The 22,674-nt window shown below is 67.4% G+C and carries 19 protein-coding genes; 9 read left to right on the top strand and 10 right to left on the bottom strand.

Translation table 11 applies throughout. The features are described from left to right. Nucleotides 1-176 precede the first annotated feature (176 nt). On the top strand, nt 177-644 hold the full coding sequence (locus ACM0PY_RS03495) for an SET domain-containing protein (RefSeq protein WP_012479369.1): 468 nt from the start codon (nt 177-179) through the stop codon (nt 642-644). A gap of 162 nt (nt 645-806) precedes the next feature. Next, entirely contained in the window at nt 807-1,349 is a 543-nt protein-coding gene (locus ACM0PY_RS03490; protein ID WP_134972065.1) for a type 1 glutamine amidotransferase domain-containing protein, read from the top strand. A gap of 73 nt (nt 1,350-1,422) precedes the next feature. Here ACM0PY_RS03490 and ACM0PY_RS03485 read toward each other — a convergent pair whose 3' ends face one another. The 4 genes from ACM0PY_RS03485 to ACM0PY_RS03470 all read right to left on the bottom strand — a co-directional run bounded on the left by ACM0PY_RS03485 (nt 1,423) and on the right by ACM0PY_RS03470 (nt 3,697). Further along, nucleotides 1,423-2,019: a YceB family lipoprotein gene (locus tag ACM0PY_RS03485; RefSeq protein ID WP_005415603.1), complete on the bottom strand. Its 597-nt coding sequence runs from the start codon at nt 2,017-2,019 to the stop codon at nt 1,423-1,425. Nucleotides 2,020-2,100: 81 nt separating this feature from the next. After that, nucleotides 2,101-2,640 carry a hypothetical protein gene (locus tag ACM0PY_RS03480; protein ID WP_134972064.1) on the bottom strand — a complete coding sequence of 180 codons (540 nt, stop codon included), beginning with the start codon at nt 2,638-2,640 and terminating at the stop codon, nt 2,101-2,103. 56 nt (nt 2,641-2,696) lie between these two features. After that, on the bottom strand, nt 2,697-3,005 hold the full coding sequence (locus ACM0PY_RS03475; RefSeq protein ID WP_005415605.1) for a DUF3861 family protein: 309 nt from the start codon (nt 3,003-3,005) through the stop codon (nt 2,697-2,699). Between the two features lie 293 nt (nt 3,006-3,298). Beyond that, complete coding sequence (locus tag ACM0PY_RS03470; protein WP_005415606.1) at nt 3,299-3,697, bottom strand: HU family DNA-binding protein; 399 nt, start codon at nt 3,695-3,697, stop codon at nt 3,299-3,301. A gap of 372 nt (nt 3,698-4,069) precedes the next feature. Here ACM0PY_RS03470 and ACM0PY_RS03465 point away from each other — a divergent pair, with 372 nt between their 5' ends. Continuing rightward, nucleotides 4,070-4,501, top strand: a complete 432-nt coding sequence (locus ACM0PY_RS03465) for an OsmC family protein (protein ID WP_072168629.1) — start codon at nt 4,070-4,072, stop codon at nt 4,499-4,501. A 99-nt stretch (nt 4,502-4,600) separates the two neighbouring features. Here the strand turns inward: ACM0PY_RS03465 and ACM0PY_RS03460 are convergent, their stop codons facing one another. Beyond that, the gene (locus ACM0PY_RS03460; protein ID WP_180884951.1) at nt 4,601-5,479 is read right to left on the bottom strand and encodes a PhzF family phenazine biosynthesis protein; all 879 of its coding nucleotides are present in this window, start codon (nt 5,477-5,479) and stop codon (nt 4,601-4,603) included. A gap of 113 nt (nt 5,480-5,592) precedes the next feature. Beyond that, on the bottom strand, nt 5,593-6,468 hold the full coding sequence (locus tag ACM0PY_RS03455; RefSeq protein ID WP_180884950.1) for a PhzF family phenazine biosynthesis protein: 876 nt from the start codon (nt 6,466-6,468) through the stop codon (nt 5,593-5,595). Between the two features lie 76 nt (nt 6,469-6,544). Here ACM0PY_RS03455 and ACM0PY_RS03450 point away from each other — a divergent pair, with 76 nt between their 5' ends. The 4 genes from ACM0PY_RS03450 to ACM0PY_RS03435 all read left to right on the top strand — a co-directional run bounded on the left by ACM0PY_RS03450 (nt 6,545) and on the right by ACM0PY_RS03435 (nt 12,587). Next, on the top strand, nt 6,545-9,139 hold the full coding sequence (locus ACM0PY_RS03450) for a bifunctional aspartate kinase/diaminopimelate decarboxylase (protein WP_061479209.1): 2,595 nt from the start codon (nt 6,545-6,547) through the stop codon (nt 9,137-9,139). Nucleotides 9,140-9,215: 76 nt separating this feature from the next. Beyond that, the gene (gene murL / locus ACM0PY_RS03445) at nt 9,216-10,568 is read left to right on the top strand and encodes a UDP-N-acetyl-alpha-D-muramoyl-L-alanyl-L-glutamate epimerase (RefSeq protein ID WP_180884948.1); all 1,353 of its coding nucleotides are present in this window, start codon (nt 9,216-9,218) and stop codon (nt 10,566-10,568) included. Beyond that, nucleotides 10,549-11,958 carry a UDP-N-acetylmuramoyl-L-alanine--D-glutamate ligase gene (gene murD / locus ACM0PY_RS03440; RefSeq protein WP_134972257.1) on the top strand — a complete coding sequence of 470 codons (1,410 nt, stop codon included), beginning with the start codon at nt 10,549-10,551 and terminating at the stop codon, nt 11,956-11,958. Before murL ends, murD begins: the two co-directional genes overlap by 20 nt. A gap of 95 nt (nt 11,959-12,053) precedes the next feature. Further along, the gene (locus tag ACM0PY_RS03435) at nt 12,054-12,587 is read left to right on the top strand and encodes a hypothetical protein (RefSeq protein ID WP_134972258.1); all 534 of its coding nucleotides are present in this window, start codon (nt 12,054-12,056) and stop codon (nt 12,585-12,587) included. Nucleotides 12,588-12,647: 60 nt separating this feature from the next. Here the strand turns inward: ACM0PY_RS03435 and ACM0PY_RS03430 are convergent, their stop codons facing one another. Beyond that, the gene (locus ACM0PY_RS03430) at nt 12,648-13,241 is read right to left on the bottom strand and encodes an SMI1/KNR4 family protein (protein ID WP_134972259.1); all 594 of its coding nucleotides are present in this window, start codon (nt 13,239-13,241) and stop codon (nt 12,648-12,650) included. A gap of 130 nt (nt 13,242-13,371) precedes the next feature. On the opposite strand from ACM0PY_RS03430, the gene ACM0PY_RS03425 reads away from it, so the two are divergent. Then, entirely contained in the window at nt 13,372-14,163 is a 792-nt protein-coding gene (locus ACM0PY_RS03425) for a dienelactone hydrolase family protein (protein WP_134972260.1), read from the top strand. A gap of 218 nt (nt 14,164-14,381) precedes the next feature. Here ACM0PY_RS03425 and ACM0PY_RS03420 read toward each other — a convergent pair whose 3' ends face one another. Further along, a complete protein-coding gene (locus ACM0PY_RS03420; RefSeq protein WP_005408451.1) occupies nt 14,382-15,380 on the bottom strand; it encodes a polyprenyl synthetase family protein in 999 nt (332 codons plus the stop codon). A 214-nt stretch (nt 15,381-15,594) separates the two neighbouring features. On the opposite strand from ACM0PY_RS03420, the gene ACM0PY_RS03415 reads away from it, so the two are divergent. Next, nucleotides 15,595-17,208, top strand: coding sequence for an alpha-glucosidase family protein (locus ACM0PY_RS03415; RefSeq protein ID WP_134972261.1), 1,614 nt, complete (start codon nt 15,595-15,597; stop codon nt 17,206-17,208). A 278-nt stretch (nt 17,209-17,486) separates the two neighbouring features. On the opposite strand, the gene ACM0PY_RS03410 is transcribed toward ACM0PY_RS03415, so the two are convergent. Beyond that, a complete protein-coding gene (locus ACM0PY_RS03410; RefSeq protein ID WP_180884946.1) occupies nt 17,487-20,243 on the bottom strand; it encodes a TonB-dependent receptor in 2,757 nt (918 codons plus the stop codon). A 275-nt stretch (nt 20,244-20,518) separates the two neighbouring features. After that, nucleotides 20,519-22,573 carry a glycoside hydrolase family 97 protein gene (locus ACM0PY_RS03405; RefSeq protein WP_134972262.1) on the bottom strand — a complete coding sequence of 685 codons (2,055 nt, stop codon included), beginning with the start codon at nt 22,571-22,573 and terminating at the stop codon, nt 20,519-20,521. Between the last annotated feature and the right edge of the window lie 101 nt (nt 22,574-22,674).

Here is a 22,674-nt window from a genome sequence, read left to right as displayed (position 1 = left end):
GTACGCTTTTATTCGCCACCATCCAACCCGGGCATTCAGCCGGCGCTGGGGCCGGGCCGGGAGGCTCTGCCAGCGGGCGCTGCCGGGGCCGCCATGCTGCGCCAACCGGGTGATTTTCGCAATCACCCGGAATGGGCGAGAATCCCTGTTCCATCCGCTGCAAACAGCCCGTGCCGATGCCGAAGAAGATCCAAGCCCGCAAGTCCGCCATCCATGGCAACGGCGTGTTCGCCGTCGCCCCGATCAAGCAGGGCGAGCGCGTGATCCAGTACAAGGGCCTGCTGCGCAGTCATGGCGACGTTGATGCCGATGACAGCGGCGACGTCGAAAGCGGCCATACCTTCCTGTTCACCCTCAATGACGACTGGGTGATTGACGCCAACTACAAGGGCAACGACGCGCGCTGGATCAACCACAGCTGCGACCCGAACTGCGAGGCGGTGATCGAGGAGGATGAGGACGGCGACAGCCGTGGCGACAAGGTGTTCATCGAGGCGCTGCGCGATATCAAGGCTGGCGAAGAGCTGACCTACAACTACGGCATCACGCTGGCCGAGCGCCACACCGCCAAGCTGAAGAAGATCTGGGAATGCCGCTGCGGCTCGCCCAAGTGCACCGGCACCATGCTGCAGCCCAAGCGCTGACCGGTACCGGGTAGGGCCGGCCGCTGGCCGGCATGGCGCGTTGCAGGAGCCGGCCAGCGGCCGGCACTTGCGGGAGGCTCTCCACCTGCCGTGCACGGCAGGGTCACCGCGGTGCAAGGGCCGTTCGTCCACGCTGTGCACTCCCCCAACTGGAGTGCACCCATGGCAGAGCGATTGAAGGGCAAACAGATCGCAATCCTCGCGACCCACGGCTTTGAACAGTCCGAACTGACCGAGCCCAAACGGCTGCTGGAAGCGGAAGGTGCGCGGGTCAGCGTGGTGTCGCCCGCAAAGGAGGCGACCATCAAGGGCTGGAAAGAGAAGAACTGGGGCGACGCCGTCGCGGTCGACATCCCGCTGGATGAGGCGGATCCGGCGAGCTTTGATGCCTTGGTGCTGCCGGGAGGTGTGATCAATCCGGACACGCTGCGTACCGATGATGCGGTACTCAGCTTCATCCGCTCAGTGGATGAAGCCGGCAAGCCCGTCGCCGCGATCTGTCATGGCCCGTGGCTGCTGATCAACAGCGGGCTGGCCGATGGCCGCGAGCTGACTTCCTGGCCCTCCCTTCAGCAGGATCTGGCCAACGCCGGTGCGAACTGGCGCGACGCCGAGGTCGTGGTCGACGGCAACGTGATCACCAGCCGCAAGCCGGATGACATTCCTGCTTTCAGCGAGGCGGTGGTAAAAGCGCTTGCCGGGTGATCCGCTATACCGGTAGTGCCGGCCGCTGGCCGGCAGATGCAGTCTGCGCTGCCGGCCGGCGGCCGGCACTACCTTATTTGCCCAGCAGGCCTGCCGGCACCAGGTTGCCCAGGTTCTGGTTGAAGGTGACCACCAGCTTGCCGTTCTTCACCTGTGCCGCCTGTACCTGCAGCGCGCCGAGCACCCCGGCCACGGCCGGGTCCAGCTTGTAGATCGGTTCGCGCTGGGCGTAGTCGCTCAGCCAGGCATTGAGCAGGCCACGGGTGCGTGAGTCGAGGCGGCCGCCCTGGTTGGCCGGGGTGAAGTCGTCCACACTGGGCTGCTGCAGGTGGAAGCCCTGGGTCTGCGCGTCGTAGCGCAGGCCGCTGCTGAGCTTCACCGTACCCAGTTTGGCCGGGTTGCCGCCGGCGGTGGCCAGTGCCACGTCCATGCCAAGGTTCAAGCGCTCGCCGGCCGGAAGGCTCAGCTGAGGATGGCTCATGGTCAGGGAGATCAGGCCGCCAAGGGCATCCTGGGTGCGCGGGAAGCTGCCATCGAGGTACTGCTGCACGTCGCTGGCACCCACCGACAGTTCGCGGCCGGAAATGGAGGGAGCCGCCTGCGCGCCGATCGCAGCGGCGATCAGTACGGTGGAGGCAGCGAGGCGGGTCATCAGGGAACGCAGGCGCATGGCGGTGACCGATGGCAGGGAATGGATGGATCAAAGAGTAGCCGTGCAGGCTGAATCGCGCGTGCATGCGGCTGTAACGGTTCAGTCCAGCATCGGACGCAGTTGCGCCGACTGGATCTGCCAGGCGCTGCCATCGCTGCTGGGTTGCACGCGGTACCAGCCACCGAAGCGGAACGTACCGTTGGCGGTGACCGCGCGGATCTGCACCGGCACTTCAAGCAGCTGCGGTGGCTGCCGATCGTCGCGGGCGAGCGGGGGATCGCTGTGCAGGCGCAGGGTGCGCAGGTCCTGCAGCTGCCGCAGCGCGGCGTCGTCCGCATGCCGCGGGTCGCTGGGCGGGATCGTCCAGGCGGCATCGCTGGCGGCGCGGTCGCGGTTGAGCAACGCCGCTACGTAGCGGTTGAGCATCGTCGATGGCGGCTCGGCACCGTCGGCGACAGCAGACAGCACCGACATTTCACTTGCCTGCACTGCTGCGGGATCGGGGCCGGTGCGGGTGTCCGCGGCTGCGGTGGCAGCGACGGGAGCGGACGCTGCCGCGATGTCGCCGGTCGTCTGTGCTGCCGGGCGTGAACAGCCCAGCAGCACCAAGGGTGCGATCAGCAACAGGTTCCTGCGCATGTCCGCCTCCTCCGCGAGGCAACCTGGAGGGCGGCAGTGTAGCGATTGCGCCGGGATCAGCGGGAGGAGGGCAGCTGATCCAGAGCGTCCAGCGCTGGCAGGACCTGGCCGGCGATGGCCGCCAGTGCGTGGCCGCCGGTCTCGGCATGGCGCTGCACGATATCGCGCAGCAGCTGGGTGGCGATCACCAGGGTCGCACGCTCGTCGCCGCTGATACCGGCGGTACGCGGGGCCGCCTCCAGCAGGCGCATCAGGTCGCGGCTGGCGCGATGCTCCAGTTCGATGGTGCAGCGCCCTGTGCACTGCAGCCCGTCCTTTTCGATGGGGGTCACCGAGATCCGGTAGCGGGTGGAGGGGCTGGCCATGAGGGTGTGCTCGCCGTAGCTGTGGAGGATGTGCCCACCATAGGCAAGGCCACGGCCTGAGGCGACGGCCGGCGCTGCACGCAGTGTTCCACCCGGTACGTTCCAGCACCTGCCCAAGCCGCGCTCGGCCAGTGGCGACGGGCCTGTACGGGCATTGCCGGGGAGGCGGCAACGCTGTGTTGCGGATTGCCGCAGCGCGACGCATCCACGCATGGCGTGGATCTACCGCCGGGCACGCAAAAAAAACGGGACGACCAGAGCCGTCCCGTCGGAATCCACGTTGGGGCGCGCGCTTACAGCGCGGCGTCCTTCAGCTTCTTCAGCGGACGCACCTTCAGCTTGGTGGTGGCCGGCTTGGCGGCGAACCACTGCTCTTCCTTGGTGAACGGGTTGATGCCCTTGCGCTTCGGCTTGGCCGGCACATTGACGGTGGTGATCTTCAGCAGGCCCGGCAGGGTGAAGGAGCCAGCGCCCTTCTTGTGCACCGAGGAGGCGACGGCGCTTTCCAGCGAGGCCAGCACAGCGCGGACGTCCTTGGCGATGACGCCGGAGGCTTCAGCGATGTGTGCAACCAGGCCGGACTTGGTCAGCACTTCCTTGATCGGCTTCGGAGCGGCCGGCTTGGCGGCTGCCTTCGTCGCGACTTTCTTCGCTGCCTTCTTCGGGGCAGCCTTCTTAGCGGTCTTTGCCATGGTTTCCTGTTCCGTGAACGGTTGGTTGTTTGGTCGGCGCCGAACCCCGTCGGCAAGCGCAATGTAGGGCAACTCTTGGGCGCCGCCAATAGCCCGAAGCGCGGAAAGTGCATGTTTTTTCATATCCAGGCCGATTCAGTACATGGTCGGCGGTGGGGGATGGGGGCACGCCAGCGTGTTCGATCGCCGGCGCCCGCCGATCGGTGGGGTGCGCGAAACCACTGAAAACAAGAGGAAAATGCGGTCCGGGCTGGCGAGGAAGTGTCCACGCGCCGGGCTCGGGGGCGACGTCCGGCGTGCGGCGGAGCGACGCAGGGCTAACGCGTGGCGTGCGAGGGTAGCCGTTCATCACCGCCACGCAGGAGCAGCACAATGGGAATCTCGCGACACGCCACCGCGCACTGGGAAGGCGATCTGAAGACGGGCAAGGGGCAGTTGAGCACGCCGCAGAGTGGGCTGCTGGACAAGACCCGCTACGGTTTCAACAGCCGCTTCGGCGACGAAAAGGGCACCAATCCGGAAGAGCTGATTGCCGCCGCGCACGCGGGTTGTTTCACCATGGCGCTGTCAGCCAAGCTCGGCGAAGCAGGCTTCACCCCGACCTCGCTGGACACCGAAGCCAAGGTCGACCTGTCGCTGGAAGGCGGTCCGCAGTTGTCGCAGATCCGCCTGAAGGTCAGGGCGGTGGTGCCCGGCATCGATGCGACGCAGTTCCGTGCCATTGCCGATGATGCCAAGCAGAACTGCCCGGTATCCAAGGCGCTGAGCGCGGTGCCGATCAGCCTGGAAGCCGAGCTGGGCTGAGCCGGCGCATCTATAGAGCCGAGCCCATGCTCGGCTTCTGCAGGTCCCGTGATCTGGCCAAGGAGCAGCCGAGCGTGGGCTCGGCTCTACAGTATCCCTTTACCAATCAAGGGTGCCGGTGATGACGGTCTGCACCTGGCCCCCGGACCAGACCTCGCCGTCCTCATCGACCCGCAGGGTCAGGCGCGCATCGTGGCCGACTTCGCGGCCCTGGCTGACTTCGAACGGTGCACGGCCACGTGGCAGCGCGTCGCGCAGGTCCAGCCACGCGGCCAGCACTGCATTGGCGGCCCCCGAGGCGGCGTCCTCGAAGCGCCGACCATTGCCGACGAAAGCGCGCACGGCCAGATCGAATCCCTCACTGCCATCGCTGAAGGCATAGGCGAATACGCCCATGCTGTCAGTGGACTCGGCCAGCGCAGCCACCGCGTCCCAGTCCGGATGCAGCGCACGCAATGCGGCTTCATCGGCCACCTGCACCACCCACCAGCTGCGTCCGCCCTGCATGCGCGCCGGCGGCAGCGAGCCCAGTGGCCAGTCCTTCAGTGCTGCCTGCAGGCGCGGGTCGAAGGCTTCAGCGGTCTCCGCCAACTGCGCGCGCGGTGTGCGGATGGCGATGCGCTGCTGCGCGCCCTCACCGCTGACGCGCAGCGGCAGGGCACCGGCAATGCCGTCCTGCACCAGCACGCCATCGATCGGTGTGGCCAGGCCTGCCTGCAGCACCGCATGCGCCGTGCCGACGCTGGGGTGGCCGGCGAACGGCACTTCCTTCTGCGGGCTGAACATGCGCAGCCGGTAGCTGGCACCGGCGGCCTGGGGCGGGAACACGAAGGTGGTCTCGGGCAGGCGCGTCCAGCGTGCGATGGCCTGCATGCTGGCATCGTCCAGGCCGTCGGCATCGAGTACCACGGCCAGCGGGTTGCCAGCGCCGGCGCGCGGGGAAAACACATCCAGCTGCAGGAAACGGCGGGTGGTCATCGGGGCGAAACTCCAGGATCGGGTGGCGCGCAGCTTAACGCGCGGTTGTAGAGCCGAGCCCATGCTCGGCTGTGTCGGGGTGTGAGAAGAAGCAGCCGAGCGTGGGCTCGGCTCTACAGCCAACGGATCTGGCCGTCGATGACCGGCTGCACCTGGCCGCCGATCCACACCGTGCCCTGCGCGTCGACCTGCACCTGGACGCGGCCATCGCGGCCCACTTCGCGGCCCTGGCTGGCCACGTAGCGGCCTTCGCCGCCGGGCAGGGCATCGCGCTGCCGCAGCCAGGCGCCGATCAGCGCATTGGCGCTGCCAGTGACCGGGTCCTCGGGCACGCTGGGGGCATCGGCGGGGCAGAACGCGCGCACCACGCGGGCATGGCCGGCGCCGGCTTCGTCGGCGAACACCGCCACGCCGGTGGCATCGGTGGCAAGGCTCCAGTCGGCCAGCGCGGCCATGTCCGGCAGCAGGCTGCGCACGGCGTCGGCGTCGCGCAGTGGCAGCAGCCACCAGCGTGCGCCGTTGTCCCAGAGTTCGGGCACCTGCCCGTCGGCAGCGAGCGCCAACAGCGCGGCGGGCGCTCCGCCTGCCTCCGTGTCCAGTTGCCGTGCCGGCGGGCTGGCCAGCTGGATCTCCAGTGCCTCGGCTGGACCGCTCACCCGTACTGGGAGCACCCCTGCCGCGCATTGCTGCAGCAGGGCGCCGTCGCGCGGTTGGGCCAGGCCGCAGGTCACCGCCGCCCAGGCGGCACCGACGCTGGGGTGGCCGGCGAAGGCCAGCTCACGGGTCGGGGTGAAGATGCGGATGTGGTAATCGGCGCCGGGCGCGGTGGGGCGCAGGAAGAACACCGTCTCGGACAGGTTCAGCCAGGCGGCCAGGGCCTGCATCTGGCTGCTGGAGAGCGCGTCGGCGTCCAGGATGACGCCCAGTGGATTGCCGGTTCCGGGGCGGGGGCCGAAGACATCGAGCTGCAGGTAACGAAGGAGGGCCATCTACGGGGATATTGCGCTTAGAATCAAAGGTTCCGCCCCCCGAGGGCGGCTTCCCCACATTCTACATAGCCAATCCATGTCAGCTTCCCCCCTTGTCGATCGTTGGATCGTACTGAAGTTCGGCGGCACTTCGGTGTCGCGTCGTCACCGCTGGGACACGATCGGGAAGCTGGCGAAAAAACGCGCGGAAGAGACCGGATCGCGCGTGCTGGTGGTGGTATCGGCGCTGTCCGGGGTCACCAACGAACTGACCGCGATCGCCGACGGCGCGCCGGACAGCGGTGATCGCGTGGCAGCGCTTGTCGAGCGCCATGAGGGCTTCCTGGCCGAACTCGGCCTGGGCCGCGAGGTGCTGGCCGAACGGCTGGCGGCGCTGCAGGGCCTGCTCGACGATGCGCGGGCGGCCACCCGTCCGCTGGATTGGCAGGCCGAAGTGCTGGGCCAGGGCGAGCTGCTGTCCTCCACCCTGGGCGCGGCCTATCTGCGCGCCTCGGGCCTGGACATGGGCTGGATGGATGCCCGCCAGTGGCTGGACGCGATGCCGCCGCAGCCGAACCAGAGCGACTGGTCGCAGCGGCTGTCGGTGAACTGCCAGTGGCGCGCCGACGCGGAGTGGATGCAGCGCTTCCGCGCGCAGCCGACCCGCCTGCTGATCACCCAGGGCTTCATTTCGCGGCATGCCGATGGCGGTACCGCCATCCTCGGCCGTGGTGGCTCGGATACCTCGGCGGCGTACTTCGGTGCGCTGCTCGGCGCCAGCCGGGTGGAGATCTGGACCGATGTGCCGGGCATGTTCAGCGCCAATCCGAAGGACGTGCCGGACGCGCGCCTGCTGACCCGCCTGGACTATTACGAAGCGCAGGAAATCGCCACCACCGGCGCCAAGGTGCTGCACCCGCGCTCGATCAAGCCGTGCCGCGATGCCGGCGTGCCGATGGCCATCCTCGATACCGAGCGCCCGGAACTGCCGGGCACCAGCATCGATGGCAGCGCCGCACCGGTGCCGGGGGTGAAGGCGATCAGCCGCCGCAATGGCATCGTGCTGGTGTCGATGGAAGGCATCGGCATGTGGCAGCAGGTCGGCTTCCTGGCCGATGTGTTCAACCTGTTCAAGAAGCACGGCCTGTCGGTGGACCTGATCGGTTCGGCCGAGACCAACGTCACCGTGTCGCTGGACCCGTCCGAGAACCTGGTCAACACCGATGTGCTGGCCGCGCTGTCGGCCGACCTGTCGCAGATCTGCAAGGTGAAGGTGATCGTGCCGTGCGCGGCGATCACCCTGGTGGGCCGCGGCATGCGGTCGCTGCTGCACAAGCTGTCGGACGTGTGGGCCACCTTCGGCCGCGAGCGCGTGCACATGATCTCGCAGTCGTCCAACGACCTGAACCTGACCTTCGTCATCGACGAGGCCGATGCCGATGGCCTGCTGCCGATCCTGCACGCAGAGCTGATCGACAGCGGCGCGATGCCGGTGGAGGAGACCGAAGTGTTCGGCCCGCGCTGGCGCGAGATTGCCGGCACCGTGCGCCCGCGCGGCACGCCGTGGTGGCGCGGCCAGCGTGCGCACCTGCTGCAGCTGGCCGATGCCGGTACGCCGCGCTACGTCTACCACCTGCCGACGGTGCGCGCCCGCGCCCGTGCACTGGCCGCAATCAAGCCGATCGACCAGCGCTACTACGCGATCAAGGCCAACAGCCACCCGGCCATCCTGCAGCTGCTGGAAGCCGAAGGCTTCGGCCTGGAGTGCGTGTCGCACGGCGAGCTGAAGCATGTGTTCCAGCACCTGCCGGAACTGTCGCCCAAGCGCGTGCTGTTCACCCCCAGCTTCTGCCCGCGCAGCGAGTACGAGGCGGCGTTTGCGCTGGGCGTGACCGTGACCGTCGACAACGTGGAAGCGCTGCAGCGCTGGCCGGACCTGTTCCGCAACCGCGAGCTGTGGCTGCGCGTCGATCTGGGCCGGGGTGAGGGCCACCACGCCAAGGTCCGTACCGGTGGCAAGGAGTCCAAGTTCGGCCTGCCGATCGCCCGCGTCGACGAGTTCGTGCGCGCGGCCACCGAACTGGGCAGCCGCGTGGTGGGCCTGCATGCGCACCTGGGCAGCGGCGTGGAAACCGCGCAGCACTGGCGCCTGATGTGCGATGAGCTGGCCGGTTTCGCCCGCCGCATCGGCAGCGTGCAGACCATCGATATCGGTGGCGGCCTGCCAATTCCGTACAGCGACGAAGACGAACCCTTCGACCTGGACGCCTGGGCCGAGGGCCTGGCCGAGGTCAAGGCGCTGCACCCGGCATTCCGCCTGGCGATCGAGCCGGGCCGCTACCTGGTGGCCGAATCGGGCGTGCTGCTGACCCATGCCACCCAGGTGGTGGAAAAGGACGGCGTGCGCCGTGTCGGCCTGGACGCCGGCATGAACGCACTGATGCGCCCGGCGCTGTACGACGCCTGGCATGACATCGAGAACCTCAGCCGCCAGGGCGGTTATGCCGAAGCGGCGTTCGATGTGGTCGGCCCGATCTGCGAATCCAGCGATGTGTTTGGCAAGCGCCGCAAGCTGCCGGTGTCGACCGCGCCGGACGACGTGATGCTGATCGCCGATGCCGGTGCCTACGGCTATGTGATGGCCAACACCTACAACCAGCGGATGCTGCCGCGCGAAGACGTGATCGAATGACCACCGCGCGCGCCCTGCACCCGCCCACCGACACGCCCCGCGCCTTCGCGCGGGCCCGTGCCTGACCGGATACACCATGACTGCTTTCGACAAACACCAGGTTTCCCGCTTCCGCTTTGTCCGCTGCGAGTTCGCCGCAGAGACCGGCGTGGCCAAGCTGGTTTATGCCTTTGATGACGGCCCGGAGATGGTGGAAACCATCACCGTGCCGGGCGCCCCGTTCGTGCTGGACGAGGCGCGTGCCGCCGCCGTGCAGCGTGCGCTGCAGCTGCTGCACCTGATCGCCGGCGTCAGCTACTACAAGGCCGGCGTACCGGATACGGTCAGCATCGACAGTTACAGCATCGATGCCGATACCGCCGCACTGGTGGAGACCATTTACCTCAATGGCCTGGGCGAATTCGCCTACCGCAACGGCCTGAACCTGCGCGGCCGCTTCCGGTTGCCGGTGCAGGGCGAGGCCGTGCAGGCGCCGGCGCTGGGCCTGCGGCCGCACGCGCTGGTGGCCATCGGCGGCGGCAAGGATTCGCTGGTCAGCATCGAAGCGCTGCGCCGTGCCGGCGTGGACGAGACGGTGACCTGGATCGGTGGCTCGCAGCTGATCCGCGCCTGCGCCGAGCGCACCGGCCTGCCGACATTGAACCTGGGCCGCACGCTGGCACCGGAACTGTTCGAGTTGAACCGCCAGGGTGCCTGGAACGGCCATATCCCGGTGACGGTGGTGAACTCGGCAATCATGGTGCTGGCCGCCCTGCTGCACGGCGTGGACCAGGTCGTGTTCTCCAACGAGCGTTCGGCCAGCTACGGCAGCCAGATTCCGGGCACCGGCGAAGTGAACCACCAGTGGTCCAAGGGCTGGGCCTGCGAGCAGGCGTTCGGCAGCCATGTGCGGAAGTACGTGGCGGCGGATCTGCAGTACTACTCGCTGCTGCGACCGATGTCCGAGCTGGCGGTGGCCCGCCAGTTCGCCAAGACTGATTTCTACGACGCGCACTTCTCCAGCTGCAACCGCAATTTCCACATCCTCGGCGAGCGCCCGGTGAACCGCTGGTGTGGCGTCTGCCCGAAGTGCCATTTCGTGTTCCTGGCGCTGGCCCCGTTCATGCCCAAGACGCGCCTGGTGCGCATCTTCGGCCGCAACCTGCTGGACGATGCCGAGCAGGCCGGTGGCTTCGATGCGCTGCTGGAATTCCAGGACCACAAGCCGTTCGAGTGCGTGGGTGAAGGCCGCGAATCGCGTGCGGCGATGGCGACGCTGGCGCAGCGCCCGGAGTGGAATGAAGACGTGCTGGTGAAACGCTTCTGCAACGAGATCCAGCCGCAGCTGGATGCCGCCGAACTGGAACTGGCACCGCTGCTGCAACTGCAGGGCGAGCACCGCGTTCCGGCTGCGCTGTGGGAACGGGTGCGTGAAGATTTCGAAGCTTGAAGGAAAGCGCGTCGCGCTGTGGGGCTGGGGCCGCGAGGGCCGCGCCGCGTTTGCGGTGCTGCGTGAGCGCCTGCCCACGCTGCCGCTGAGCCTGTTCTGCCCGGCGGCCGAAGTCGAGACCGCGCGTGCGGAAACGCAGGGCGCGCTGGACGTGCGTGGCGAGCCTTCTGCTGAAGCGCTGGCCGCGTTCGACGTGGTGATCAAATCGCCCGGGATCAGTCCCTATCAGCCGATCGCGCTGGCGGCGGCAGCGCAGGGCACCACCTTCATCGGCGGCACCGCGCTGTGGTTCGCCGAACACGCGGCCGACGATGGCATCGTGCACGACACCGTGTGCGTGACCGGCACCAAGGGCAAGAGCACCACCACCGCGCTGGTCGCGCACCTGTTGCGCGCGGCCGGGCATCGCACCGGACTGGTCGGCAACATCGGCCTGCCGCTGCTGGAAGTGCTGGACCCGCAGCCGGCGCCCGAGTACTGGGCCGTCGAGCTGTCCAGCTACCAGACCGGTGAAGTGGCGCGCAGTGGCGCCCACCCGCAGGTGGCAGTGGTGCTGAACCTGTTCCCGGAACACCTGGACTGGCACGGCAGCGAACAACGTTACATCGAAGACAAGCTGCGGCTGGTGACGGAAGCCGCACCGCGCATTGCCGTGCTCAATGCCGCCGATCCGCACCTGGCGGCACTGTCGCTGCCCGATAGTGAGGTGGTCTGGTTCAACCAGCCGCAGGGCTGGCATATGCGGAGCGACATCGTGCATCGCGGCGAACAGGCGGTGTTCGATACCCGCAACACGCCGCTGCCGGGCCGCCACAACCGCGGCAACCTGTGCGCGGTGCTGGCCGCGCTGGAGGCACTGGGCCTGGACGCGGTGGCGCTGGCGCCGGCGGTGCAGGATTTCCGCCCGCTGCCGAACCGCCTGCAGCGCATCGGCGTGGCCGATGGCCTGACCTACATCAACGATTCGATCAGCACCACGCCGCATGCCAGCCTGGCTGCGCTGGAGTGCTTCGCCGGGCAGCGCATCGCGCTGCTGGTGGGCGGGCACGATCGTGGGCTGGACTGGACCGATTTCATGCAGCACATGGCGCACGACGTGCCGCCGGTGGAGATCGTGACCATGGGCAGCAACGGCCCGCGCATCCACGCCATGCTGCAGCCGCTGGCCGACGCCGGCCGCTTCGGCCTGCACGCTGCGGGCGATCTTGCCGAGGCGATGGCGTTGGCGCGCACGGCGCTGGGCGCGCAGGGCGGGGTGGTGCTGTTGTCGCCGGGTGCGCCGAGCTTTGGTGCTTACCGCGACTACGTGGCGCGCGGACGTCATTTCGCCGAACTGGCTGGGTTCGATCCGGACAGCATCAGCGCGATTCCGGGGTTGGGCATCGCTTGATCCGCCGGATCGGGGTCGGATCCCTTTCCTCAGGAAAGGGCTCTGACCCCGGCGAGTTACCATGGGCGCATCCCCGGACGGACCCGGATAGCCGCGTGTGCACCTTCATTACCCTGTTCCTGCCCGCATCCTTATCGCACATTGAAGCCGCCGCGATCATGCAGCGCAGTGGCCGGCGCCTGTTTGCGCAGGATTCGCCCAGCCTGCAGTCAGCGGTCGGGCCCGGTTGGCAGCCGTGGTTGAGTGCCGTGCACTGCGATTGCGGTACTGCGCTGGCCTCGTCGCAGGCGGTTCGTGCGTGGAACGGCGATGCCGATCGCTGGCGGAAGAAGGGTTGGAGCGAGGCGAAGATCGCCCGCGCGCTGGCCGAGCAGTTGGCGCGGCATGAACACGATCAACAGGTGCGTCGCGAGGAAGCCCTGCATGATGCTGGCCACTGGCTGCAGCGCATCGATGCGCTGCTGCAGGCTGGTGCCGCGCGTATCGGCCTGCTGGTGCGTGACTACGACGGTGCGGTGAGTGACCGGCAGCCGAAGCCGCCGGAACGTCACTGGCCGCGGGACCAGCTGGCCGCAGCGGATCTGCTGGCGTTCGAGCCGGGCACGTTGCATTGGATCGAGCGTGGGTGAGGTCGTCATCCACGCATGGCGTGGATCTACTGTAGAGCCGAGCCCATGCTCGGCTGGATTTCAGTCCTCGTGCCGGATGAACGCGTAATCGCGATCAATCAGCTGCTGCAGGTACGCATCGAAGCTGGGTGCGATGACTATGTAGCTGTCCGGATCGTGCAGATAGCGCACCACCTGGCCGACGGTGCCGCCCGGTGCGGGGTTGAAATCCAGGTACAGCTTCGAGGTGCCGCCGTTGTTCGTGCAGTGCGAGAAGCACAGGCGGCGGTCCATCGGGACATCCGCATCAATACCGTCGCCAAGAATCTCCGGCTCGTCGTCCAGCCATTCTTCGTAGATGGTGCGGATGCTGTCGTCCCACTCATCCTGGTCTTCGAAGATGTCTGCGGCCGAGCTCAGGTAGTAGGGATAGCGGCCGTTCTCGACATCCGAACCCAGCATCAGCACGCACACCTCCCCACCGGGATATCCGCGGAAGTATGTGCCATCCACGCGCGACAGCAGTTCCAGCAGGCTGTCCGGCACCTTTGGCCACTGCGCGCGCAGGCCCTGCAGGTCATCGGTGCTGGCGCCCTCGACATGCGCCCATTGCGCAGCGTCGTTGGCAGGCAGACGCGGAATCAGGCCGGAGAGGAAGCGCTCAACAAGGCTCATGCGGAATTGGGGGTCGAAAAGAGTTGAGTCGTATCCCACCACACCTGCGTCACGTCGCCAAGGCAGAATGCGACACGGGAGGGCGTTCTGCGACGTGATCCCCTCCGTCCCTTTTCATTGGAGCAGGCGCATGAACCGTTGGCGTTGCGGCGTGGCGATGGTACTGGGACTGGCGGCGATGCCAGCGTGGGCGGCGATGAAGACGCAGCCGGTGGAATGGAAACACCAGGGCACGACCTTCAGTGGTGTGCTGGTCTATGACGATGGCGAGCATGACCAGCGCCCCGGCCTGGTGATGGTGCCGAACTGGAAAGGTGTAAACGAGTCGGCGGTCGAGAAGGCCAAGCAGCTGGCCGGTGATGACTACGTGGTGCTGGTGGCTGATGTCTACGGCAAGGACGTGCGGCCGAAGACCGATGCCGAGGCGGGGCCGGTGGCCAGCAAGCTGCGCAACGACCGGCCGCTGCTGCGCGCGCGTGCACTGGAAGCGGTGAACGTGCTCAAGGCGCAGGCCGGCAAGGTACCGCTGGATGCCAGCCGGATCGGTGCGGTCGGTTTCTGTTTCGGTGGCACCACGGTGCTGGAGCTGGCCCGCGCCGGTGCGCCGCTGGCCGCTGTGGTCAGCCTGCACGGTGGGTTGGGTTCGCCGCTGCCGGCGCAGGCCGGTGGCGCCCATCCGTCCGTGCTGGTGCTCAACGGGGCCGATGACAGGAGCGTGACCGCCGAGGACATCGCCGCTTTCCAGAAGGAAATGGATGCGGCCAAGGTCGATTGGGAGTTCACCAACTACAGCGGTGCCGTGCACTGCTTCGCCGAGCGCGACGCCAACAGCCCACCGGGCTGCCAGTACAACGAGCGGGCGGCCAAGCGCGCGTGGAAGGCGCTGGATGAATTCTTCGAGGAACGCTTCGAGAAGCGTTAAGCCGTGCAGTGGTAGTGCCGGCCGCTGGCCGGCAACCTCATGATGCTGCGGATGTCATCGGGAATGCCGGCCAGCGGCCGGCACTACCGATGCTTCAATGCCGGCCAGCGGCCGGCACTACCGGATGCGGTCAATGCGACCGTTTCAGTGCCGACCAACGGTCGGCACCCACCGGAATGCCGGTTTGGTAGGTGCCGACCGTTGGTCGGCACTACCGGTCAATGCGAGCGCTGCACCGCGTAGCGGGCCAGGCCACGCAGGGCGGCCACGGCATCGTTGTCGCCCAGGCCATCGAGCGCGCGCTCGGCGGCTTCGGCATATTCCTCGGCACGCGCGCGGCTGTACTCCAGGCCGCCGGTAGCACGGATCGCGGCCAGCACTTCCGGCATCGCCGAGGCATCGCCGTCCTGCACGATGGTGCGCAGGCGCTCGCGGGTAGCGTCATCAGAGTGGGCCATCGCGTGGATCAGCGGCAACGTGGCCTTGCCCTCGGCGAGGTCGTCGCCCAGGTTCTTGCCCAGCTCCTCGGCGTTGGCCGAGTAGTCCAGCACGTCGTCGGCGATCTGGAAGGCGTAGCCCAGGTGCATGCCGTAGTCGAACAGGGCCTGCTGGGTGGCTTCATCCACGCCGCTGGCCAGCGCGCCCAGGCGGGTGCCGGCGGCGAACAGCACCGCGGTCTTGCGCTCGATCACGCGCAGGTAGGCGGCTTCGTCGGTATCCGGGTTGTGCACGTGCAGCAGCTGCAGCACTTCACCCTCGGCGATGCGGTTGGTGGCGTCGGCCAGGATCTGCATCACCGGCATGCGCTCAAGCTCGACCATCAGCTGGAAGCTGCGCGAGTACAGGAAGTCGCCCACCAGCACGCTGGGCGCGTTGCCCCACAGCGCGTTGGCGGTGCTGCGGCCGCGGCGCAGGCTGGATTCGTCCACCACGTCGTCGTGCAGCAGGGTAGAGGTGTGGATGAACTCGATGATCGCGGCCAGCTGGTGGTGCTCCGGGCCGGCCTGGCCGACCGCATGGCCGGCCAGCATCACCAGCATCGGGCGCAGGCGTTTGCCGCCGGCGGAAATGATGTGGTCGGCGATCTGGTTGATCAGCACGACGTCCGAGGACAGCCGGCGCCGGATCAGGGCGTCGACGGCGGCCATGTCGGCCGCGGCAAGCGACTGGATCTGGGGCAGGCCCAGGGCGGGACGGGTGTCTTCGGTGATGGTCATGCGATCAGGCTTTCAGGCTCACCATCGATTATAGGCGCTGGCCGTGAATTCGGGCGCAAACCGGGCGGGCCGGCGTTCCCGGCCCCGCAAACGCTGCGGCCTGCGTGAATACGTATGCAGGTTGCGCCATGCCCGCGGGGCCGCCGCTAAGCTTGCTGGAACAGGATTTCGGCCCGCTTCTGGCGGGTCCCGCATGCCCGGAGGGGGGCTGTCGATGTCGCACTATCCATGGTGGCGCGGAGCCGTCATCTACCAGATCTACCCGCGCAGCTACCTCGATGCCAACGGTGATGGAGTAGGCGACCTGCCGGGCATCATCCAGCGCCTGGACCACATCGCCGCGCTGGGCGTGGACGCAATCTGGATCTCGCCGTTCTTCAAGTCCCCCATGGCCGACTTCGGCTACGACATCGCCGACTACCGCGACGTCGACCCGCTGTTCGGCAGCCTGGACGACTTCGACCGCCTGCTGGCCAAGGCCCATGGCCTGGGCCTGAAGGTGATGATCGACCAGGTGCTGAGCCATACCTCGATCGAGCATGCCTGGTTCCGTGAGAGCCGCCAGGACCGCAGCAATCCGAAGGCGGACTGGTACGTCTGGGCCGACCCGCGCGAGGACGGCACCCCGCCGAACAACTGGCTGTCGCTGTTCGGTGGCGGCGCCTGGCAGTGGGAGCCGCGCCGTGAGCAGTACTACCTGCACAACTTCCTGGTCGACCAGCCGGACCTGAACTTCCATCACCCGGACGTGCAGCAGGCCACACTGGACAATGTGCGCTTCTGGCTGGACCGCGGCGTGGATGGCTTCCGCCTGGATGCGATCAACTTCTGCTTCCACGACGCACAGCTGCGCGACAACCCGCCCAAGCCGGCGGAGAAGCGGGTGGGGCGCGGCTTCAGCCCGGACAATCCGTACGCCTACCAGTACCACTACTACAACAACACCCAGCCGGAGAACCTGCCGTTCCTGGAGCGCCTGCGCGCGCTGCTGGACGAATACCCGGGGGCGGTCAGCCTGGGCGAGATCTCTTCGGAAGACTCGCTGGCCACCACGGCCGAGTACACCCGCGATGGCCGCCTGCACATGGGCTACAGCTTCGAGCTGCTGGTGGACGACTACAGTGCGGCCTACATCCGCGATACGGTCTCGCGGCTGGAAGCGGCGATGACCGAAGGCTGGCCGTGCTGGGCCGTGTCCAATCACGACGTGGAGCGTGCGGTCAGCCGCTGGGGCGGTCACCCGGCCGATCCGCGCCTGGCGCGGATGCTGGTGGCGATGCTGTGCTCGCTGCGCGGTTCGGTCTGCCTGTACCAGGGCGAGGAGCTGGGCCTGGCCGAGGCCGAGGTGCCGTTCGAGGCCCTGCAGGACCCGTATGGCATCACCTTCTGGCCGAATTTCAAGGGCCGCGACGGCTGCCGTACCCCGCTGCCATGGACCGATGCGCCATTAGCCGGTTTCACCACCGGGCAGCCCTGGCTGCCGATCCCGGCCGAGCACCGCGCGGCGGCGGTGGCCGTGCAGGAGCGCGACCCGCATTCGGTGCTGGCGGCGTTCCGCGCGTTCCTGGCCTGGCGGCATACCCAGCCGGCCCTCCTGCACGGCAGCATCAGATTCCTTGAAAGTGCCGAGCCTGTGCTGCTGTTCGAGCGTATGCTTGCAGATGAAACCCTCCTGCTGGCCTTCAACCTGTCGGCCGAGGCGGTGACCCATCCGCTGCCGCCGGGGAACTGGCAGCAGGTGGCGGTACCGGGCCCGGATGCGGGCACGGTGCAGGGCAATGAACTCCAGCTGCCGCCGCGCGCGGTGTATTGCGCCCGACGCAGCTGACCGTTTTCTCCGGTGGCGGTACTTGCGGGGACGGGGCCGAAGCGCCCCGTCCCTTTTTTGTGGGTGGAATTCCGGTGAACGGCATCCACGCATGGTATGGATCTACGGCTTGGAATGTCGCTGCATGGACCTTGCTGATCACGTGCCGGCATCCGCGCAAAAGAAAACCCGCTGCCTGCGCAGCGGGTTTCCGGTCCTGCTCCCTTTGTGTTGCCGGCCAGCGGTCGGCGCTACCGGGTTCGGGGTCCCAGCCAGCGGCCGGCACGACCCGGCCGTGATCAGAACTTGTAGTTCACGCCCAGCATGTAGGTGCGGCCCCACTCGATGTACTCCAGCGGGCGGTCCTTGCTGCCGGCGTAGGTGCGGTACGGCTCGTTGGTCAGGTTGCTGCCCTGCAGCAGCAGGGTCAGGCCACGCAGGGCACTGCTGTCGCTGAAGGTGTAGCTGATCTGCGCATCGGTCACGTTCTCGCCGACCACGTAGCGCAGGCTGCGGTTGCCGTTGAAGTTGCCGATCTCGCCGATGAAGTCCGAACGGCGGCGCTGGCTGACGCGTGCTTCAAAGCCGCTGCGCTCGTAATAGGCGGTGAAGTTGTACACGCGCTTGGACAGGCCCGGCAGGCTGATCGGATCACTGCCCACGCTGGAGGCGCTCTCCGGGTCCAGGATGGTGATGTCGCTCTTGTTGAAGGTCGCGCTGGCCTGCACGCCGAAGCCACGCAGGCTGTCGGTCAGCATCTCCAGCGGGAACGATGCGGTCAGTTCCAGGCCCTTCAGCGTGCCGCCCTTGCCGTTCTGCGGGGCGGAGAAGGTGCCGGTGGTCAGCACCGGTGCCGTCATGCCCGGCGGCGGCACGTAGCTGCCCAGCAGCGCGGTGAAGTCGTAGTTGTCGACCGATTGGGTGTAGACGTAGCTCTTCAGGTCCTTGTAGAAGATCGCGGCGGCCACGTAGGCCTTCTCGCCGAAGTACTTCTCGTAGGACAGGTCCAGCGCGGTGGCACGCCACGGGTCCAGCAGCGGATTGCCACCGCTGCCGCCGGGGCGGCCGGTGCCGGTGTCCACGCCGAACTCCAGGCCGGCGCGCATCTGGTCCACGCGCGGGCGCGCGACCTGCTTGGCGACGGCGAAGCGCAGCGTCTGCTGGTGCGGGAACAGGAAGGCCAGGTTCAGGCTCGGCAGCCAATCGTTGTAGGTGCGGCCGTTCGAGTACGGCTGCACGTTGTTGCCGGCCGACTGCGAGCTGTCCCAGTAACGCGAATCCGAACTCTGGTCGGTGTGCTGCATCTGCACGCCGATGTTGCCGCGCACGCCGACGTCGCCGATGTCGGCGTTGATGTTCAGGCGCGCCCAGGCGGTGGTGATCTTCTCCTGTACCGTCCACGACTTGGGAATCAGGTAGTCCAGGTTGTCGACCGGGTTGAAGGTCATGTAGCGGCCCACCGCGGCCGGCACGTTCCAGGCCGGGATGGTGCCGAGGCCGGCGAAGCCCAGGTTGACCGGGCGGTACTGCAGGTCCGAGGCGATGTTGGCGTCGCCCTGCGCACCCAGCAGGATGTTGCCTTCGGACTGGGTCTTCACCTTGCGGCGGTCAGCGTAGTTCACGCCGATGTCGATGTCCGGCGCCCATGACGCGACGGCATCGGGCAGGGCGATGGTGGCGGCCAGCTTGCCACCCTTCAGGCGGTCTTCCACCTGCGGCACCTTGCCGTAGCCGGAGCCGTAGATGGTGTTGGTCAGGAACAACGCATCCGGGTTGGAATAGTTCAGCCCCGGGCTGATCTGCGAGAAGCCGTCCTGGCGGATCGACACGCCGACCGTATCCAGCTGCGGCATCGGGGTCAGCTGCAGGTTGTTTTCCAGGTTCAGCTCGTCGCGCGTGGCCTTGGAGTAGTTCAGGTCGGCGACCAGCTTGACGCCACTGAAATTGAACTCGTTGTTCCAGCCGAACGCGTCGATCTTGTCCTTGCGCTTGTTGTACATGCCGCGTACCAGCGGGTACACGCCGCTGGCGGTGCCGCCAGTGAACGAACCATTGGCGTTGACCTGCGGGTTGCTGACCAGCAGGCCCGGGGTGTAGTTGCCGTTGTAGTTGCTGAGGTTCAGCTCGAACTGGTTGGCGGTGTCGATCTGCTCGGCTTCGGTGTGGAACGCATCGAAGGTGCTGGTCCAGCTGTTGTTCGGCCGGAACTGGATCGTGGCCATCACGCCGTCGCGCTTGTTGTTGCCGGTGCGGCGCAGCGCCTTGATGCCATCGGAGAAGTAGGTGCCGGCACCCACGCCCGGACGGTCGCCCTTGTCGGTGTGCTCGGTGGTCCACGGTTCGTACAGGCCGACCTGGTTCTCCTGGATCGGCATGTCGCTGTGCGCATAGCCGATGGCGATGCCCAGGGTCTTGTCCAGGAACTGGTCGATGTAGCTGGCGCTGAAGCGGTTGCCGTACGGATCGGTGTTGGCGGCGCGGCCCAGCGAGCTCTTCTGGTAGCGGCCACTGACCGCGATCACGCGCTCGCCGAAGCTGAGCGGGCGCGCGGTCTGCATGTCGATGGTGCCCGACAGGCCCTGGCCGACCAGCGCCGCGTCCGGGGTCTTGTACACGGTCACGCCGTTGACCAGCTCGGACGGATACTGGTCGAACTCGACGCCACGGTTGTCGCCGGTGCTGACCACTTCGCGGCCATTGAGCAGGGTGGTGGCGAAGTCCGGCGACAGGCCGCGGACGCTGATCACCTGCGCGCGGCCCGCCACGCGCTGGGCGGCCAGGCCGGGCAGGCGCGAAATGGACTCGGCGATGCTGACGTCGGGCAGCTTGCCGATGTCTTCGGCGGAGATCGCTTCGACCACCGAGGTGGCGTCCTGCTTGACCGCGATCGCGCTCTCGATGCCGCGGCGGATGCCGGTGACCTGTACCGTATCGAGGTTGGTGGCGGCGGTGCCGGCCGGCGTGGTGGTGCTCTGCGTGGACTGTGCCGACGCCAACGTCGGCGCCAGGACAACGGCCAGCGCGATGCTCAGCGCGCTGCGCTTGTGGTTCAACATTTTCCCCTCCCAGGCAATGTTGCAGATCGATTTGTGAGCGTTCCGGCGGCGCCGTGAACGTGCGACGCGGTGGCCGCTGTCGTCGCCGCTATGGTAGGCAGCGCGTTCTTCGCGGGAATCACCCTGCATACGTATTCAATGGCGTCTGCAGGGATGTAATCGCTTTCAAGTGTCTCGTTCTGTAGAGCCGAGCCCATGCTCGGCTGCATTTCGGCGCTACGCACCGCCGCCCGAGCGTGGGCTCGGGCGCTACGGGGGCGCAGGCAGGAAAACGTTCAGCGGATCGGCGTGAAGCGAATGGCCTGGCCACCGCCGGGTGCCAGCACCAGCGTCAGCGCATCGGCGCTGGTCACTTCGCGGGTTTCGCGAACGAACGCGAACGGGTTGCTGCGGAAATCCGCGCCTTCACCATCACGGTAGATCTCGGCGCGATAGCGCACGCCAGGTTCCAGGAAGCCCAGTGACACCGGCAGCACGCGGCCGTGTTCATCGGTGATGCTGCCGAGGAACCAGTCGCGGCTGTTGCGGTCGCGGCGCACGATCGTCACGTAGTCGCCCACTTCGCCATCGAGCACGCGGCTCTGCTCCCAGTCCACCGCCACGTCCTCGATGAAACGGAACGCCTCGCGATGCTGCAGGTAGTGTTCGGGCAGGTCGGCGGCCATCTGGATCGGGCTGTACAGCACCACGTACAGCGCCAGCTGCCGCGCCAACGTACTGGGGATGGCCTGGCCGTGGCGGCCCTTGAGGCTGAGGATGCCGGGGGTGTAATCCATCGGCCCGGCCAGCATGCGGGTGAACACCAGGTTGACCTCGTGCTCCGGCGGGTTCGGTGGTTGGCCCCAGGCGTTGTACTCCATGCCGCGAGCGCCTTCGCGCGAGATCCAGTTGGGATAGGTGCGGCGCAGGCCGGTGTCCTTGATCGGCTCATGCGGGTTCACCGACAGGTGCCGGCGCGCGGCTTCCTGCACCACCTTCAGATGGTGGCGAGCCATGAACTGCCCGTCATGCCACTCGCGCCACAGTGGGCCCCCCGTGGGATTGCGGCGGTCGACCTGGCCGTCGTCGCAGACGTAGCCGGTCTTGAACTGGTCCACGCCCAGCCGTGCGTACAGGTCCAGCGCGGCGTCCAGCTGGGCCTCGTAATGTTCGATGGCGCAGCCGGTTTCATGGTGGCCGATCAGGTGCACGCCTTTCTTCAGGCCATACGCCGACAGCGCTTCGATGTCGAAATCGGGCGTGGCGCGGGTGAAATCGAAGTCGTAGCCATTGCCCACCCACATGCCGTCCCAGCCTGGGTTCCAGCCCTCCACCAGCACGCCGCGGAAGCCGTGTGCAGCGGCGAAATCGATCACCTTCTTCGTCTTGGCGGTGGTGGCTGCGTGCTTCGGCCCGGTCGCCCAGCTCTCGTTGTCCAGGTGCATCGACCACCACACGCCCAGGTACTTGGCCGGCTTCACCCAGCTGACATCGCCCAGCGCATTGGGTTCGTTGAGATTGAGGATCAGGTCCGATTCGACCAGGCCGCCGGCACGGTCGGCGATCTGCAGCGTGCGCCACGGCGTGGCGAAGGGCAGGGTGCGGCGCACCTTCCAGCCTTCGGCCGAGGGCGACAGCTGCGCGCGCAGGCGCTGCCCCTCGCTGCGGCGCAGCCACATGCCGGCGTAGTCCACCAGCGCGGCCTCGTGAATGGCCACATGCAGGCCATCGCGGCTGCGCAGGGTCATCGGCGTATGCACCAGCGGTACTTCGCGCAGCGGGGTGCGCTGGTACAGGTACTCGTAGTGGATCGGTTCGCCGGCGGGGATCCACCAGGCGGTGGAGTCCTGTGCGATGGCGAACTCGGTCAGCTCGTCATCGATGATGGCCTCGCGCAGATTCGGCTGTTCGGGGAATACGTAGCGGAAGCCGAGGCCATCGTCGTAGACGCGGAACACTACATCCAGCCGGCGCTTGCTGCCGGTGGTTTCGGCCAGCTGCACGGTCAGCTCGTTGAAATCGTTGCGGGTGAGCCGGCGTTCGCCCCACGGCTGCTCCCAGGTGTCATCGACGCTGCGCCGCTGCTGGCCCAGCAGAGTGAAATCGCGGTCCAGGCGACCGTCGCGCAGGGCGAAGCCGAGCTTCGAATCCTCCACCACAGTGTCGCCCAGGCGCTCGACCCGGTAGCGGGCCGTGCCGCCGTCCAGCACCAGGCTGACCTTCAACACCTTGCCCGGCGATTCGACGCTGGCCACCTGGGGCGCGGCCTGTACCAGCGTGGCCCATCCGATCAGGGCCAGGCCCAGCATGTGCGCGAATACCGCGCGTACAGCAGTGGGTGACATCGGCAATTCCCCTCCCAAGGCGCCGTTGGCAGACCCGGACCATAAGCCAGCGCGGCGGGTGCGCTACCGCGCGACGCCATGAATACGTATGCAACTGGACGCAGCCG

Origin of the sequence: Stenotrophomonas sp. BR163 (genome assembly GCF_047520985.2) — a bacterium.
GTDB classification, from domain to species: Bacteria; Pseudomonadota; Gammaproteobacteria; order Xanthomonadales; family Xanthomonadaceae; genus Stenotrophomonas; species Stenotrophomonas sepilia.
Note: the sequence above shows the minus strand (reverse complement) of the source record. Positions and strands in the feature narration are given on the sequence as shown.

Coding starts and splice junctions, on each gene's coding strand:
- ACM0PY_RS03455 (WP_180884950.1), bottom strand. CDS start 6,468: ATGGCCCTCCTTCGTTACCTGCAGCTCGATGTCTTCGGCCCCCGCCCC.
- ACM0PY_RS03430 (WP_134972259.1), bottom strand. CDS start 13,241: ATGAGCCTTGTTGAGCGCTTCCTCTCCGGCCTGATTCCGCGTCTGCCT.
- ACM0PY_RS03465 (WP_072168629.1), top strand. CDS start 4,070: ATGGGAATCTCGCGACACGCCACCGCGCACTGGGAAGGCGATCTGAAG.
- ACM0PY_RS03475 (WP_005415605.1), bottom strand. CDS start 3,005: ATGGCCAGCCCCTCCACCCGCTACCGGATCTCGGTGACCCCCATCGAA.
- ACM0PY_RS03420 (WP_005408451.1), bottom strand. CDS start 15,380: ATGACCATCACCGAAGACACCCGTCCCGCCCTGGGCCTGCCCCAGATC.
- ACM0PY_RS03490 (WP_134972065.1), top strand. CDS start 807: ATGGCAGAGCGATTGAAGGGCAAACAGATCGCAATCCTCGCGACCCAC.
- murL (WP_180884948.1), top strand. CDS start 9,216: ATGACTGCTTTCGACAAACACCAGGTTTCCCGCTTCCGCTTTGTCCGC.
- ACM0PY_RS03450 (WP_061479209.1), top strand. CDS start 6,545: ATGTCAGCTTCCCCCCTTGTCGATCGTTGGATCGTACTGAAGTTCGGC.
- ACM0PY_RS03470 (WP_005415606.1), bottom strand. CDS start 3,697: ATGGCAAAGACCGCTAAGAAGGCTGCCCCGAAGAAGGCAGCGAAGAAA.
- ACM0PY_RS03425 (WP_134972260.1), top strand. CDS start 13,372: ATGAACCGTTGGCGTTGCGGCGTGGCGATGGTACTGGGACTGGCGGCG.
- ACM0PY_RS03410 (WP_180884946.1), bottom strand. CDS start 20,243: ATGTTGAACCACAAGCGCAGCGCGCTGAGCATCGCGCTGGCCGTTGTC.
- ACM0PY_RS03460 (WP_180884951.1), bottom strand. CDS start 5,479: ATGACCACCCGCCGTTTCCTGCAGCTGGATGTGTTTTCCCCGCGCGCC.
- ACM0PY_RS03415 (WP_134972261.1), top strand. CDS start 15,595: ATGTCGCACTATCCATGGTGGCGCGGAGCCGTCATCTACCAGATCTAC.
- ACM0PY_RS03485 (WP_005415603.1), bottom strand. CDS start 2,019: ATGCGCCTGCGTTCCCTGATGACCCGCCTCGCTGCCTCCACCGTACTG.
- ACM0PY_RS03495 (WP_012479369.1), top strand. CDS start 177: ATGCCGAAGAAGATCCAAGCCCGCAAGTCCGCCATCCATGGCAACGGC.
- ACM0PY_RS03480 (WP_134972064.1), bottom strand. CDS start 2,640: ATGCGCAGGAACCTGTTGCTGATCGCACCCTTGGTGCTGCTGGGCTGT.